The sequence below is a fragment of the Pseudomonas sp. BS3767 genome, from assembly GCF_900099665.1.
GTDB lineage: Bacteria > Pseudomonadota > Gammaproteobacteria > Pseudomonadales > Pseudomonadaceae > Aquipseudomonas > Aquipseudomonas cerasi.
The window spans coordinates 154,556-169,346 of the sequence record NZ_FNCX01000009.1 but is presented as its reverse complement, the minus strand read 5'-3'; the positions used below and the strand labels follow the sequence as shown (position 1 = coordinate 169,346).

14 protein-coding genes are annotated in these 14,791 nt (G+C 60.1%); 7 read left to right on the top strand and 7 right to left on the bottom strand.

The annotated features are described in order from the left end of the window. Positions 1–19: 19 nt before the first annotated feature. Positions 20–634 carry an NAD(P)H-dependent oxidoreductase gene (locus BLR16_RS22955; protein WP_003369682.1) on the bottom strand — a complete coding sequence of 205 codons (615 nt, stop codon included), beginning with the start codon at positions 632–634 and terminating at the stop codon, positions 20–22. Next, positions 627–2,021, bottom strand: coding sequence for a class II fumarate hydratase (locus BLR16_RS22950; RefSeq protein ID WP_003434389.1), 1,395 nt, complete (start codon positions 2,019–2,021; stop codon positions 627–629). Before BLR16_RS22950 ends, BLR16_RS22955 begins: the two co-directional genes overlap by 8 nt. A 169-nt stretch (positions 2,022–2,190) precedes the next feature. On the opposite strand from BLR16_RS22950, the gene BLR16_RS22945 reads away from it, so the two are divergent. The 7 genes from BLR16_RS22945 (at position 2,191) to BLR16_RS22915 (ending at position 10,008) form a co-directional block, all read left to right on the top strand. Further along, on the top strand, positions 2,191–2,718 hold the full coding sequence (locus BLR16_RS22945) for a DUF2059 domain-containing protein (protein WP_003314637.1): 528 nt from the start codon (positions 2,191–2,193) through the stop codon (positions 2,716–2,718). A gap of 15 nt (positions 2,719–2,733) precedes the next feature. Beyond that, on the top strand, positions 2,734–3,027 hold the full coding sequence (locus tag BLR16_RS22940; protein ID WP_003369688.1) for a BolA family protein: 294 nt from the start codon (positions 2,734–2,736) through the stop codon (positions 3,025–3,027). A gap of 173 nt (positions 3,028–3,200) precedes the next feature. Continuing rightward, positions 3,201–4,154 (top strand): oxygen-dependent tRNA uridine(34) hydroxylase TrhO, encoded by a 954-nt coding sequence (locus tag BLR16_RS22935; protein ID WP_003369690.1) that lies wholly within the window; start codon positions 3,201–3,203, stop codon positions 4,152–4,154. Between the two features lie 3 nt (positions 4,155–4,157). Next, positions 4,158–4,790 carry a DsbA family protein gene (locus tag BLR16_RS22930; protein WP_003434392.1) on the top strand — a complete coding sequence of 211 codons (633 nt, stop codon included), beginning with the start codon at positions 4,158–4,160 and terminating at the stop codon, positions 4,788–4,790. Further along, positions 4,783–6,609 carry an ABC transporter ATP-binding protein gene (locus tag BLR16_RS22925; RefSeq protein ID WP_003369696.1) on the top strand — a complete coding sequence of 609 codons (1,827 nt, stop codon included), beginning with the start codon at positions 4,783–4,785 and terminating at the stop codon, positions 6,607–6,609. The genes BLR16_RS22930 and BLR16_RS22925 overlap by 8 nt, the downstream gene beginning before the upstream one ends. Before the next feature lie 123 nt (positions 6,610–6,732). Then, positions 6,733–9,195 (top strand): EAL domain-containing protein, encoded by a 2,463-nt coding sequence (locus BLR16_RS22920; protein WP_003369698.1) that lies wholly within the window; start codon positions 6,733–6,735, stop codon positions 9,193–9,195. Positions 9,196–9,225: 30 nt separating this feature from the next. Next, positions 9,226–10,008, top strand: a complete 783-nt coding sequence (locus BLR16_RS22915; RefSeq protein WP_003369700.1) for an iron-containing redox enzyme family protein — start codon at positions 9,226–9,228, stop codon at positions 10,006–10,008. Between the two features lie 26 nt (positions 10,009–10,034). Here the strand turns inward: BLR16_RS22915 and BLR16_RS22910 are convergent, their stop codons facing one another. The 5 genes from BLR16_RS22910 to BLR16_RS22890 form a co-directional block, all read right to left on the bottom strand. Further along, positions 10,035–10,961: a GGDEF domain-containing protein gene (locus BLR16_RS22910; protein ID WP_003369702.1), complete on the bottom strand. Its 927-nt coding sequence runs from the start codon at positions 10,959–10,961 to the stop codon at positions 10,035–10,037. A gap of 207 nt (positions 10,962–11,168) precedes the next feature. Further along, positions 11,169–11,909, bottom strand: a complete 741-nt coding sequence (locus BLR16_RS22905) for a YciK family oxidoreductase (RefSeq protein WP_074808932.1) — start codon at positions 11,907–11,909, stop codon at positions 11,169–11,171. Positions 11,910–11,921: 12 nt separating this feature from the next. Beyond that, positions 11,922–12,593, bottom strand: a complete 672-nt coding sequence (gene mupP, locus BLR16_RS22900) for an N-acetylmuramic acid 6-phosphate phosphatase MupP (RefSeq protein ID WP_003434396.1) — start codon at positions 12,591–12,593, stop codon at positions 11,922–11,924. Between the two features lie 3 nt (positions 12,594–12,596). Further along, positions 12,597–13,295 (bottom strand): bifunctional 2-polyprenyl-6-hydroxyphenol methylase/3-demethylubiquinol 3-O-methyltransferase UbiG, encoded by a 699-nt coding sequence (gene ubiG / locus BLR16_RS22895; RefSeq protein ID WP_074808930.1) that lies wholly within the window; start codon positions 13,293–13,295, stop codon positions 12,597–12,599. Positions 13,296–13,380: 85 nt separating this feature from the next. Then, a complete protein-coding gene (locus BLR16_RS22890) occupies positions 13,381–14,712 on the bottom strand; it encodes a TRZ/ATZ family hydrolase (protein ID WP_003434399.1) in 1,332 nt (443 codons plus the stop codon). Positions 14,713–14,791: the final 79 nt, after the last annotated feature.

Sequence of the window (14,791 nt, the reverse complement as noted above, 5' to 3'; positions counted from 1 at the left end):
TTGCGGGTGGTGGGGCAGATCAGCGTCTGCCCAGCCCCTGCGCCTGAATAATCCACTCCTGACGCTGCTGTTCGCTGGCGCTGTGTACCGGGGCAAACTCGGTCAGACGTTTGGTCTTTATCCCGCAAAAGCCGAGTATGGTCCGCACCATCTGCCGGTGAGCCGGCGCGCCGTATATCCAGTGAAAGTAGCGTGGCGGCGTGTCCATGGCGACCATCAGCTCCGCCGTCCGGCCTCGGAGCAGCTCATTGGATGAATGCTTGCGACCATGCACCTTGAACGCAAAACCGGGTGTCAGCACCCGGTCGAAAAAGCCCGTCAGTAATGCCGGCAAACCGCCCCACCAGACCGGATAGACGAAGACCAGATGCTCGGCCCAGTGGATCTGGCGCTGGGCTTCGAGCAGGTCGGGCTCAAGTGTCTGAGTCTGATCGTAGCCGTTGTGCAGAATCGGATCGAAGTCCAGTTCGCCGAGCTTGATAACCCGCACTACATGCCCTTCGCCCCGTGCCGTCTGCGCATACGCGTCACCCAGCGCGTGGCAGAAACTGATGGCCTTCGGCGTGCCGTAGACCATCAGGATTCGTTTGCCATTGCCCTCCAGAGGCGTTGCGCCGCTTCTGGCATCAGCCATTACTGCCTGCCTCGAGCATTTTGTCCGGCCGCACCCAGGCGTCGAACTCTTCATCGGTCAGGTAGCCGAGGGCCAATGCCGCTTCGCGCAGGGTCAGCCCCTCGGTGTAGGCTTTCTTGGCAATCTGCGCCGACTTGTCATAGCCGATATGCGGATTGAGTGCGGTGACCAGCATCAGGCCGCGCTCCAGGTGTTCAGCCATTTTTTCGCCATCCGGCTCCATGCCCGCGATGCAGTGCTCGTTGAAATTGCTGCAGCCATCGGCCAGCAGGCGAATCGACTGCAGAATGTTATGAATGATCACCGGTTTGTACACGTTGAGTTGCAGGTGACCCTGACTGGCGGCGAAACCGATGGTCACGTCGTTGCCCATGACCTGGCAGGCCAGCATCGACAAAGCCTCGCACTGGGTCGGGTTGACCTTGCCGGGCATGATCGAACTGCCGGGCTCGTTGGCGGGCAGTCTGACTTCTGCCAGCCCTGCACGCGGGCCTGAGCCCAGCAGGCGCAGGTCGTTGGCAATCTTCATCAACGTACCGGCCAGCGTCTTCAGTGCGCCGGACAGCGCTGCGAGCGGCTCATGACCGGCCAGCGCGGCGAACTTGTTGGGCGCCGTGACGAACGGCAGACCGGAGAGGGCGGCGAGTTCTGCGGCAATGGCCTCGGCAAAGCCCTTGGGCGCATTGAGTCCGGTGCCGACTGCTGTCCCGCCCTGAGCCAGCTCGTAAACGGCAGGCAGGGCGGCGCGAATGGCTTTTTCCGCGTAATCGAGTTGCGCGACAAACCCGGACAGCTCCTGACCGAAGGTGATCGGCGTTGCGTCCATCATGTGCGTGCGCCCGGTCTTGACCAGCTTCATGTGCCGCGCGGCCTGTTCGGCCAGCCCGCTGGACAATTCGGCGATGGCGGGCAGCAGCTGCGCCTTGACCGCCTGAGCTGTGGCGATGTGCATGGCTGTCGGGAAGCAGTCATTGGAGCTTTGCGAGCGATTGACATGGTCGTTGGGGTGGACCGGCGACTTGCCGCCACGACCCTGGCCAGCCAGTTCGTTGGCGCGGCCTGCGATCACCTCGTTGACGTTCATGTTGCTTTGCGTGCCACTGCCGGTCTGCCAGACCACCAGCGGAAACTGCGCGTCATGCTGACCATCGAGCACTTCATCGGCGGCCTGTTCGATCAGGCGGGCGATGTCGGCAGGCAAGTCGCCATTTCGATCGTTGACACGTGCTGCGGCTTTCTTGATCAGGGTCAGCGCGTGCAGGACGGGCAACGGCATTCGCTGGTCGCCAATCGCAAAATTGATCAGTGAGCGTTGGGTCTGCGCGCCCCAGTAGGCATCTTCGGGGACTTCGATCGGGCCAATGCTATCGGTTTCGGTGCGGCTCACTGGTCTTACTCCTTTAAGTGCGTTGCAGGGTTAGGTGTCCATATGCCCACAGGGTTCCCGCGCAGTGCTTTTTAACCGCTGGGTGAACCGGGGGTTGAGCCAAAAGCCCAGATAAGCGCAGAATGGTCGGCCCTGGGGTAATGCCTCGTTTGCTAGATAAGGAAACTCGATGACCCGTCTTCGTGCCATTTGTACCGCGGTAGCCCTGGTCTGTGCCAGCGGCCAGGTCTTCGCCGACACCGCCAGTCACAACGCGAGCGCCGAAACGTTCCTGAAGCTTGCCAACGCCGATCGCCTGGGCGCTCCGGTCTACGCTCAGGTTCAGCAGATGTTCGCTCAGCGTTTTGCTGAAACCAAGGCACCTGCATCGAAAAAAGCCCTGCTTGAAACCTATCAGGCCAAGGCCAACACCGCTCTGGACCAAGCCATTGGCTGGAACAAGCTCAAGCCCGAGATGGTCAAGCTGTACACCGCCAACTTCACCGAAAGCGAGCTGAAGGATCTGGTTGCGTTCTACCAGTCGCCACTGGGCAAGAAAGTGATGACCAAGATGCCTGAGCTGGCTCAGCAGTCGGCCCAACTGACCCAGAGCAAGCTGGAAAGCGCTGTTCCGGTCGTCAACAAGCTGCTGGCTGACATGACTGCCGAACTGGAACCTGCCAAGGCAGCTGCTCCGGCTCCGGCCAAAAAGCCCTGACAGGCGATTTCCATCATGACCATGCAACAACGAATCGAGTCGGCGCTTGCGCTGCTGCAACCGCATCATCTGCAAGTGCTCGACGAGAGTCATATGCACAGTCGTGGCCAGCAGACCCATTACAAGGCTGTTCTGGTCAGTGATCAGTTTCAGGGCTTGAACTCGGTCAAGCGGCATCAGAAGGTCTACGCCACGCTGGGCCCGCTCATGGGCGAGTTTCATGCGCTGGCGTTGCACACTTACACGCCTGAAGAATGGTCGAAGGTCGGTGCAGCGCCTGCTTCGCCGACCTGCGCCGGCGGGCACTGATCAGGGCTTTTTACTGATCCGACCCCCTTGCCGGGGGCGATTGCCCCGCCGAGCTGTCTGCTGTACTCCGGTTTTTGCTAGAATCCGCACCGCGCCGCCTGGCCGGTGCGTTTTTTTGGTCCGCAATTTTTTACCCGGTAGGCCCTTTGCGAGGGTCGCCACTGGAGAGATACATGACTCAAGAGCCGATGACTCAGCCGATCGTCGTGGCCGCGCTGTACAAGTTCGTCACCCTCAGCGATTACGTGCAGCTGCGCGAGCCGCTGTTGCAGGCGATGGTCGACAATGGCATCAAGGGCACGTTGTTGATCGCCGACGAGGGCATCAACGGCACCGTGTCCGGCAGCCGCGAAGGCATCGATGGTTTGATGGCGTGGTTGAAGAACGACCCGCGTCTGATCGACATCGATCACAAGGAATCCTACTGCGACGAGCAGCCGTTCTATCGCACCAAGGTCAAACTCAAGAAAGAGATCGTGACCCTTGGTGTCGAAGGCGTCGACCCGAACAAGAGCGTCGGTACTTACGTCGAGCCCAAGGACTGGAACGACCTGATCAGCGATCCCGAAGTGCTGCTGATCGATACTCGCAACGATTACGAAGTCTCGATCGGCACCTTTGAGGGCGCCATCGATCCGAAGACCACGTCGTTTCGAGAGTTCCCGGAATACATCAAGGCGCATTTCGACCCGGCAGTACACAAGAAGGTCGCTATGTTCTGTACCGGCGGCATCCGTTGCGAAAAAGCCTCGAGTTACATGCTTGGCGAAGGCTTCGAAGAGGTCTATCACCTCAAGGGCGGCATTCTCAAGTACCTGGAAGAGGTCCCCGAGCAGGAAAGTCACTGGCGCGGCGAGTGTTTCGTGTTCGACAATCGGGTCACGGTGCGTCATGACCTGACCGAAGGCGATTATGATCAGTGCCACGCGTGTCGCACGCCCATCAGTGCCGAGGACCGCGCCAGCGAGCATTACTCGCCTGGCGTCAGTTGCCCGCATTGCTGGGATTCGCTGAGCGAGAAGACGCGACGTAGCGCCATCGACCGGCAAAAGCAGATCGAACTGGCCAAGGCACGTAACCAGCCTCATCCGATCGGTCGCAACTATCGTTTACCCTCCGAGGCCTGAGCCATGTCTGCCCGCCTGATCTATGTCATGGACCCGATGTGCTCCTGGTGCTGGGGCTTCGCCCCGGTTGCCGACGCGTTGGTGCAACAGGCTCGGGCGGCGGGTGTGCCGCTGCATCTGGTCATGGGCGGTCTGCGCTCCGAAGGTGCTGCGCTGGAGCCGGCCAAGCGTCGTTACATTCTTGAGCACTGGCAGGCGGTCGAAGAGGCCACCGGCCAGCCGTTTCTTCGTGAAGGTGCGCTGCCGGAAGGGTTTGTCTATGACACCACACCCGCTTGTCTGGCCGTCACTGCAGCGAGGCAGCTGGACCCTGACCGCGCCTGGGCACTGGTCGGGCTCATTCAGCGTGCTTTCTACAGCGAGGCCCGGGACGTGACGCGTCCGTCAGTGCTGGCCGAACTCGCCGAGCAGACAGGGCTGTCGCGTCAGGCATTTGCCGATGAGTTCGAAAGTCCGCAGCGGCAGGCGGCCACCGCCGCCGATTTCGCCTGGGCACAGGATCTGGGCATCGCCGGCTTCCCCACCCTGCTGGCCGAGCGCAACGGTCAGTTGGCGCTGCTGACCAACGGTTATCAGCCACTGAGCAGCCTTTCGCCCTTGCTGGGTCGATGGCTGGAGCGTGCAGCCAGTGCATGATGAAGTGCCTGAGGCTGCCCGACAGTCGCACACCACGCGCAGCGATGCGCTGAGCTGGGCCGAGATCCGTCGTCTCGCCCTGCGGCATAAAAAAGCCCTGTGGCTGGCCAATGGTGTCGCAGTGCTGGCCACGCTGTGCAGCGTGCCTATCCCGTTGCTGCTGCCGTTGCTGGTCGACGAGGTGTTGCTGGGCCGTGGCGATGCTGCGCTCAAGGTCATGGATCACTTGCTGCCTGGCAACTGGCAAAAGGCGGCGGGCTACATTGGTCTGATGCTGTCGTTGACACTGGTGCTGCGGGTCGGGGCGCTGGTGTTCAACGTGCTGCAGGCGCGGCTGTTCGCCGGGCTGGCCAAGGACATCGTCTATCGTATCCGGCTGCGGCTGATCGAACGGCTCAAGCGTATTTCCCTGCGTGAATACGAAAGCCTGGGCAGTGGCACGGTGACCACACACCTGGTCACCGATCTGGATACGCTGGACAAGTTCGTCGGTGAAACCCTCAGTCGTCTTCTGGTGGCCACGCTGACGCTGGCAGGCACTGCAGGCATTCTGATGTGGATGCACTGGAAGCTGGCGCTGCTGATCATGCTGTTCAACCCGCTGGTCATCCTGCTCACGGTGAAACTGGGCAAGCGTGTCAAGCACCTCAAGAAGCTGGAGAACGACAGTACGTCGCGGTTCACCCAGGCACTGAGCGAGACGCTGGATGCGATTCAGGAAGTTCGGGCGGGTAACAGACAAGGCTTCTTTCTGGGACGCCTGGGCGTACGTGCGCAGGAAGTGCGTGATTACGCGATCAATTCACAATGGAAAAGCGACGCCTCGGGCCGTGCCAGCGGGCTGCTGTTCCAGTTCGGTATCGATATCTTCCGCGCCGCAGCAATGCTTACCGTGCTGTTCTCGGACCTGTCCATCGGGCAGATGCTCGCGGTGTTCAGCTACCTGTGGTTCATGATGACGCCAGTCGAGCAATTGCTGAACCTGCAATACGCCTACTATGCGGCAGGCGCTGCCCTGACACGCGTCAATGAGTTACTGGCGCGCGCCGACGAGCCGCAATATGCCGGCGGTACTGATCCGTTCGAGGGTAAGGAAACCGTCGGGGTCGAAGTGCGTGGCCTGACTTTCGGTTATGGCGAAGACCTGGTCCTGGACCAGTTGAACCTGAACATCGCGCCGGGAGAAAAGGTCGCCATTGTCGGTGCCAGTGGTGGCGGCAAGAGCACGTTGGTGCAGTTGCTGCTGGGGCTCTATACAGCGCGCACCGGGGTGATCCGTTTTGGCGGTGTCAGCCAGCAGGATATCGGCCTGGAAACCGTGCGCGAGAACGTCGCCGTGGTACTGCAGCATCCGGCGCTGTTCAATGACACCGTGCGCGCCAACCTGACCATGGGCCGCGACTGCAGCGATGAAGCCTGCTGGCGTGCGCTGGAAGTTGCGCAACTCGATTCTGCGATCCGCGATCTGCCACAAGGTCTGGACAGCGTGGTCGGACGCTCCGGGGTCAGAATGTCGGGTGGCCAGCGCCAGCGCATGGCTATCGCGCGCATGGTGCTGTCCGACCCCAAAGTAGTGATCCTCGATGAGGCCACCTCGGCGCTGGACGCTGCCACCGAATACAACCTGCATCAGGCGCTCGCACGTTTTCTGCGCAGTCGCACGACGCTGATCATTGCCCACCGCCTCTCGGCCGTGAAGCAGGCCGACCGGGTACTGGTGTTCGATGGCGGGCGTATTGTGGAAGATGGTGACCATCAGCAGTTGATTGCCGATGGAGGTCTGTACGCCAAACTGTACGGACATTTGCAACAAATCTGATGCGCGAAGCCTCTATCAGCGCACAGGTTGGCTCGATTGCGGGAGAATCACCTGCCATCATGGGCGAATTTAGCCTAGTCTCTGCGCTAGACGTTTATTCAGGCATGTGGTGACGTGAAACCCATGAAGCAACCATGGATCTTCTCCAAGCCCCGTCTGTTGGGCATCGTATGGCCTTTCATTGCCGTCGCGCTGTTTCAGGCGTTGCTGGGATGCGTCAGTCTCTACACCATGTCTGCCGTGCGCAGCTATGTGGCGGGGGAGAGTCTCTGGTCCAAGGGGCAGAAGGACGCCATCCACTACTTGAGCCTGTACGCCAACCGGCATGATGAGCGTGACTACCTCAAGTATCAAAAAGCCTTTTCCGTCCCCCAGGGCGGCCATGCGCTGCGCAAGGCTCTCGATCAGCCCAATCCGTCCCTGGCCGAGGCCAGAAGTGGAATCATTCAGGGCGGCAATCACCCGGATGACGTAAACGGCATCATCTGGATGTACCTGAATTTCCACAACTTCAGTTTCATGAAGCAGGTCATTCATTTCTGGGAAGTGGGTGACGGCTACCTCATGCAGCTCGACGAACTGGCCCGGCGCATCCATGAGCGGGTTGGGCAGGGCGCTGTGAGCGCCGCCGAAGTCGATCAATGGCGCGAGCAGATCAATGTCATCAATGAAGGCGTAACGCCTGCTGCGCGAGCGTTCAGTGATGCGCTGGGCGAAGGCTCCAGACTGATTCTCAACCTGTTGATAGCGGTCAACCTGGTCACCGCTGTGGTATTGATTCTTCTGGCGCTGCTGCGTGTGCGTCGTCTGATCGTCCAGCGACGTGTGTTTGCCGATGCCCTGCAACTCGAAAAGGAGCGCGCGCAGATCACGCTGGAGTCCATCGGCGACGGCGTGATCACTATCGATGTGGCCGGCGCCATCGTCTACATGAACCCCGCCGCCGAGGGTCTTACCCACTGGAAAAGCACTCAGGCCAGCGGGCTTCCGCTGGCTGCGCTGTTCAATCTGCTGGATGAAAACGATCAGAAGGACCAGTCAACGCTGGTCGAGCAGATCATCACCGGCAAGCTCAAGGGCGGCAGCGCCAACAGCAAGCTGATCCAGCGGCTTGATGGCAGCACGGTGCCGGTCGCGCTGGTCGGCACGCCGATCTACACCGAAGGCGTGATCAGTGGTGCGGTGCTGGTGTTGCATGACATGACCCAGGAGCAGCAATACATCGCCGATCTGTCGTGGCAGGCTGCCCATGATCCGCTGACGGGCTTGGTCAACCGCAGTGAATTCGAACGCCGCTTGCAGCGAGTGCTCGACGAAGACTGCGGTCAGGGCCGCAGCCACTGCCTGATGTTTCTCGATCTGGATCAGTTCAAGCTGGTCAATGATACCGGTGGCCATGCGGCGGGTGATGAACTGCTGCGTCAGCTGTGCCGGGCCTTGCCGCAGGGCTTGCGTGACGGGGATACGCTGGCCCGGCTGGGAGGTGACGAGTTCGGTGTTTTGCTGGTTGATTGTCCCGCCGAAACAGCGCTGGATATTGCCGAGGCGTTGCGCGAGGTGGTGCAGCATCTGCATTTCATGTGGAAAGGTCGGCCATTCATGACTACCGTCAGTATTGGCCTGGTGCACCTCGGCGACACGCCTGCTTCTCTGGAGGGTTCATTGTCTGCCGCTGACATGGCCTGTTATATGGCCAAGGAAAGGGGGCGCAATCGGGTTCAGGCCTACAGTGTGGATGATCTCACGCTGTCGATGCGTTTCGGCGAAATGGCCTGGATACAGCGGCTGCACATGGCAATGGACGAGAATCGCTTTTGTCTTTACGCGCAGGAAATCGCGTCGATAAAGGGCGAAGTGGGCGAGGTGAGGCACATTGAAATCCTCTTGCGTCTGCGCGATGAGTCTGGGCGAATGGTCGTACCGGACAATTTCATTCCGGCCGCCGAGCGCTACGGACTCATGACCACGCTGGATCGCTGGGTGGTACACAATGTGTTCAAAGTCATAGCCCAGTGCCAGAGTGATGATCGGCATCAGGTACCGCAGGCACTATGTGCTATAAATTTGTCTGGATCGAGTATCGGTGATGATACGTTCCTCGAATATTTGAAACAGCAATTCAGCACGTTTGCCGTGTCGCCCGGGATGATCTGCTTCGAGATCACCGAGACCAGTGCGATTGCCGACCTGCAAAGTGCGATCAGATTCATCAACGAGTTGAAGGGATTGGGGTGTCAGTTTTCCCTTGATGATTTCTGCTCGGGTATGTCGTCTTTTGCCTATCTCAAGCACCTGCCGGTGGATTTCCTGAAGATTGATGGCAGTTTTGTAAAGGACATGCTCGATAACCCGATCAACAAGGCGATGGTCGAGGTGATCAATAACATCGGCCATGTCATGGGCAAACGCACCATTGCAGAGTACGTTGAAACGCCGCAGATCGAATCTGCATTGCAGGAAATGGGCGTGGATTTTGCACAGGGCTATCTGATTTCCCGCCCTGAATTGTTCACTTGCGAGAGTCTTTATATTCAGCCCGTACGGCCTGACCCCCTGATGTTCGGCGCGCCAGGAACGCTACGTTAATCAGTTGAAACCCTCATAAGGAGATACCCAGTGATCGACGCTTTCGATAGAACCGGTCCGCTCATGGAAGCCAGCAGTTATCCGGCCTGGGCGCAGCAGTTGATCAAGGATTGCAGCGCTGCAAAAGCACGCGTGGTCGAGCACGAGTTGTACCAGCAGATGCGTGACGCGAAGTTGAGTCCGCAGATCATGCGCCACTACCTGATCGGCGGCTGGCCAGTGGTCGAGCAATTCGCGGTGTACATGGCCAAGAACCTCACCAAGACCCGCTTCGGTCGTCACCCTGGTGAGGACATGGCACGCCGCTGGCTGATGCGCAATATCCGAGTCGAACTCAATCACGCCGACTACTGGGTCAACTGGTGTGCGGCCCATGGCGTGACGCTTGAGGACTTGCATGATCAGCGGGTAGCGCCCGAGTTGCATGCGCTGAGCCATTGGTGCTGGCAGACCAGCTCGTCGGATTCGCTGGCTGTGGCGATGGCGGCTACCAACTATGCCATTGAAGGGGCGACCGGCGAATGGTCGGCCGTGGTCTGCTCCAGCGGTGTATACGCCGAAGCGTTTCCTGAAGAGACCCGCAAGAAAGCCATGAAGTGGCTCAAGATGCATGCACAGTATGACGACGCGCACCCTTGGGAGGCGCTCGAGATCATTTGTACGTTGGTGGGTAACAAGCCGAGTGTGCAATTGCAGGCCGAGCTGCGTCAGGCCGTTACCAAAAGCTACGACTACATGTACCTGTTTCTTGAGCGTTGCATGCAGCTGGACAGGGTCAAGCCGCGAGGACGTGTTGCCGCGCTGGAGGCGTAGGGGCGGGCGAGAAGGCAGGAAGAGTGCTAGCTGGCCATGGCGATACGATTGCGGCCTTCGCGTTTGGCGACGTACAGGGCATTATCGGCACGGCGCAGCAGGCTGTCGGCTGTTTCAGTCGGCAGCAGTGTCGAGCAACCCAGGCTGACGGTCATGGTCAAGGCCGGGCTGAGCTCGCGAAACTCGAGGTTTCGCACGGCCTGGCACAGCCGCTGACCAATCAGTTCAGCGGACTCTGCGCCAGTGTTGGACAGAATCACCACGAACTCTTCACCGCCATAGCGGAATACCCGATCAATATTGCGCAGTTGCGCCTTCAGGCTCTGCGCGACAGTCTTTAGCACATCGTCGCCGGTGTGATGACCGTACTCATCATTCACTTTCTTGAAGTGGTCGATATCCAGCATCAGCAAGGACAGGGGCTGTTTGTGGCGACGTGAAATCTCGATTTCACGGGCCAGGCCCTGATCCATGGCGATGCGGTTGCCGGTGCTGGTCAGTGGGTCACGCAGGGCAGTCTGTGTGGCAATGCGGTACAGCAGCGCATTCAGCAGCGGGTACACCAGGCAGACCAGCAGCGACTCAAGGTCGCTCAGTTGTCGGGTGTCGAATGGCCTGGCGCCCTGAAACTCCAGTTCGCCGATGCACTTGCCTTCATGACGCAGATGAAAACTGGCGCTGTCGGATGACATCTCGCCCAGACGCAGATGCAAGTCGCTCTCGATATGCCGATACATCAAGCCGCTCAATGGCAGGAAGCGTTGTACGCCCTGAAAAAACAGGGTCAGTATCCGCTCGGCTTCCAGACTGGTCTGCAGTTGTCGCCCAAGCTGATAGACCAGCTCGGGCAGTGACGGGGGTGGAAGTACTGCGTCAGGTCGATTTCTAAAACCGAGGCGTTGCAGTTCAGCCGTATCGAAGTCGATTGCATGGGTCTGGGTAGGAAAATTCATCTCTTCGCTCCTCAGCACATATTGCTGGCTTGGCTGGGTTAGAGGGGACGTGGTGCCATTCGGTTCATTTTTGGCCAGACTTATTAAAATCAGTGGTTTAGCTGACGCCATCTCTCTGACAGTGGCGCCGGATCGGCAATTCCTTGACTTGGAAAGCCGCTCGAAACAGCCTTTTTGACGGTTTTCCGTCACAACGGCCTTCTCCCTTCACTGGGCATTCAACGCCTGTCCGTTGATGCCTTTGCTGTCCGGCCCCATCAGGTACAGATACACCGGCATGATAGCTTCTGGCGTCGGATTATTCTGCGGATTTTCATCCGGGTAGGCCTGTGCGCGCATGCCGGTGCGGGTTGCGCCGGGGTTGATGCTGTTGGCGCGGACCGTACTGACGCCTTCCAGCTCGTCAGCGAGGGTTTGCATCAAGCCTTCGGTGGCAAACTTCGACACCCCGTAAGCTCCCCACTGTGCGCGTCCCTTGCGGCCCACGCTGCTGGAGGTGAAGGCTATCGATGCATCCGTCGAACGCTGCAGCAGGGGCAGCAGTGCCTGGGTGAGCATGAAGGTAGCATTGACGTTGACGTGCATGACCTGCATGAAGTCTTCGCCTGGCAGGTGTTCCACTGAAGTGCGCGGTCCGATGATCGAGGCGTTGTGCAGCAGCCCGTCCAGATGGCCGACCGTGCGCTCGACCATGGTCGCCAAGTCGTGATACTGCGCTGGGTCGGCGCTTTCCAGATCGAAGGGTATGACCAGTGGCTGCAGGTGACCTGCTGCCTTTATCTCGTCATGGACCTGAGCCAGGCTGGCCTCGGTCCTACCCAGCAGCAGGACAGTGGCGCCATGTGCTGCGTAGGTTTTGGCGGCTGCGGCACCGATGCCGCGAGCGGCGCCAGTGACCAGAATGACCCGGCCCTCGAGGAGTTCCGGGTGCGCGGAGTAATCAAACATGTAAAGCCTCGTTCAGCAGCTGCACAGAGCGTTATCCAGCACTTTGCGCAATTCCAGCGGATGATCGACCACCACGTCGGCACCCCAATGATCGGGGTTGTCGTCGGGGTGAATATAGCCGTAGCGCACGGCGGCGGTTTTTGTGCCGGCGTCGCGTCCGGACTCGATGTCGCGCAGGTCGTCGCCTACGAACAGAACGCTGGCCGGGTCGAGGTCAAGCATCCGGCAGGCCAGAATCATCGGCTCCGGGTGTGGCTTGCTGTGCGTGACATGGTCAGGGCAGATCAGCAGCGCCGAGCGTTCCGCCAGGCCGAGCCGCTCCATGATGGGCTGGGCGAATCGCACCGGCTTGTTGGTGACCACGCCCCAGATCAGACCCGCCTTCTCGATGTCGGTCAGCAGTTCGTCCATGCCGTCGAACAGTTTGCTGTGAACGGCGCAGTCACGCTGATAGCGCTCCAGAAACTCCAGGCGCAATGCCTCGAATTGTGGATCTTCAGGGGGCATTGCAAAGGTGGCCGCCACCATGGCTCTGGCACCGCCGGAAACTTCGTCACGGATCAGTTTGTCCGGTACTGCAGGCAGGTTGCGGTCGGCAAGCATTGCCTGGGCAATGGCGATGAAGTCCGGTGCGGTGTCGAGCAGGGTGCCGTCCATGTCGAATAAAACCGCTCTCAGGCGCATCTTTCATGCCTCCCGCAGGGTCTGGATCATGTAGTTGACGCCGACGTCGGAGGTCAGCTTGTAATGCTTGGTCAGCGGATTGTAGGTCAGGCCGATAACGTCCTTGACTTGCAGACCGGCGTCACGGCTCCAGGCGCCCAACTCGGAAGGGCGGATGAATTTCTTGAAATCGTGGGTGCCACGTGGCAGCAGATTGAGGATGTATTCGGCGCCGACCACGGCGAACAGGTACGCTTTCGGGTTGCGGTTGATGGTCGAGAAGAACACCTGGCCGCCTGGCTTGACCATGCGGTAGCAGGCGCGGATCACCGAGGAGGGGTCCGGCACGTGCTCGAGCATTTCCAGGCAGGTCACCACATCGTACTGCTCGGGCATTTCTTCGGCCATGTCCTCGGCGGTGATCTGCCGATACTCGACGCTGACACCCGATTCGAGCTGATGCAGTTGTGCGACGGCCAGAGGCGCTTCGCCCATGTCGATGCCGGTCACCGTTGCGCCGCGCAGGGCCATCGCCTCGCTGAGAATGCCGCCGCCGCAGCCGACGTCGAGCACCTTCTTGCCTACCAGGCCGACACGCTCGTCGATCCAGTTGACGCGCAGCGGGTTGATGTCATGCAGCGGCTTGAATTCGCTTTCGCGGTCCCACCAGCGATGGGCCAGGGCCTCGAATTTAGCGATTTCTGCGCGGTCGACGTTGCTCATGGGTGTCCCTCTTGAACTCAAAATTCTTTTTCATCAGTCAGGCTTATAGATAAGCCTGACTGGCATGTGTTCGGTCCGAATCGAATTATTCGGCTTTACCGGAAATACGCTGGCCCCACGCAATCGCGGTGTCGCGCAGTGCGGGTTCATCCATGCGAGTCAGCCGGCGAGCGTCGAGCAACTGCTTGCCGGCCACCCAGACATGGCTCACGCAATCGCGGCCAGTGGCATATATAAGCTGCGATACCGGGTCGTAGATCGGTTGCTGGGCCAGACCCGACAGGTCGAACGCGACCATGTCCGCCGCCTTGCCGATCTCCAGCGAGCCGGTCTCGGCCTGAATACCCAGGGCGCGAGCGCCGTTCAGCGTCGCCATGCGCAGCGCGCGGTGTGCGTCCAGCGCCGTGGCCGAGCCGGCAACAGCCTTGGCCAGCAAGGCGGCGGTGCGGGTTTCGCCGAGCAGGTCCAGGTCATTGTTGCTGGCGGCACCGTCGGTGCCTACCGCAACGTTCACACCGGCCTGCCACAATCGTTCGACCGGGCAGAAACCGCTGGCCAGCTTGAGATTGGATTCGGGGCAATGAATGACGTTGGTATTGCTTTCCACCAGCAGGGCCAGATCGTCGTCGCTGATCTGCGTCATGTGCACGGCCTGGAAGCGCGGCCCGAGCATACCCAGCCGGTTGAGGCGGGCGAGGGGGCGTTCCTGGCGCTGTTCGACAGCCTGCTCGACTTCAAATGCGGTCTCGTGGACGTGCATCTGGATCATGGCGTCCAGCTCGTCGGCGATCACCCGGACCTTCTCCAGGTTTTCGTCGCCCACGGTGTAGGGCGCATGCGGGCCAAAGGCGATCTTGATGCGTGGATGATGAGCGAGGTCGTTGAACAGTTCGATGCCGTTGTGCAGGGCTTCAGCCGTGGTGTGGGCACCTGGAATCGGAAAATCCAGCACCGGGACGGTGATCTGCGCGCGCATGCCGCTGGCGTGGACACGTTCGGCGGCCACCTTGGGGTAGAAATACATGTCGGAGAAACAGGTGATGCCGCCCTTGAGCTGCTCGGCGATGGCCAGGTCTGTGCCGTCACGCACGAAGTCTTCATCGACCCACTTGCCTTCGGCGGGCCAGATGTGGTCCTGCAGCCAGGTCATCAGTGGCAGGTCGTCGGCCAGCCCGCGAAACAGCGTCATCGCCGCATGGCCGTGGGCGTTGATCAGGCCGGGGCTGAGCAGCATGCCGGGCAGTTCCTGCACCTGCACGGCGTTTTGCCGCAGCGCTTCGGCGCGTGGACCGATATAGACGATACAGCCATCGCGGATGCCGATGCCGTGGTCCTTGAGCACGACGCCTGCGGGCTCGACCGGCACCAGCCAGGCGGGCAGGAGCAAAAGGTCGAGCGGTGCTGTAGCGTTCGGCATGAGAAGGTTTCCATCGTTTATTACGTTGATGACGAAGTATACCCGAGCGTCTTCGCAGGCGGCTCGCTATAATCAGCGG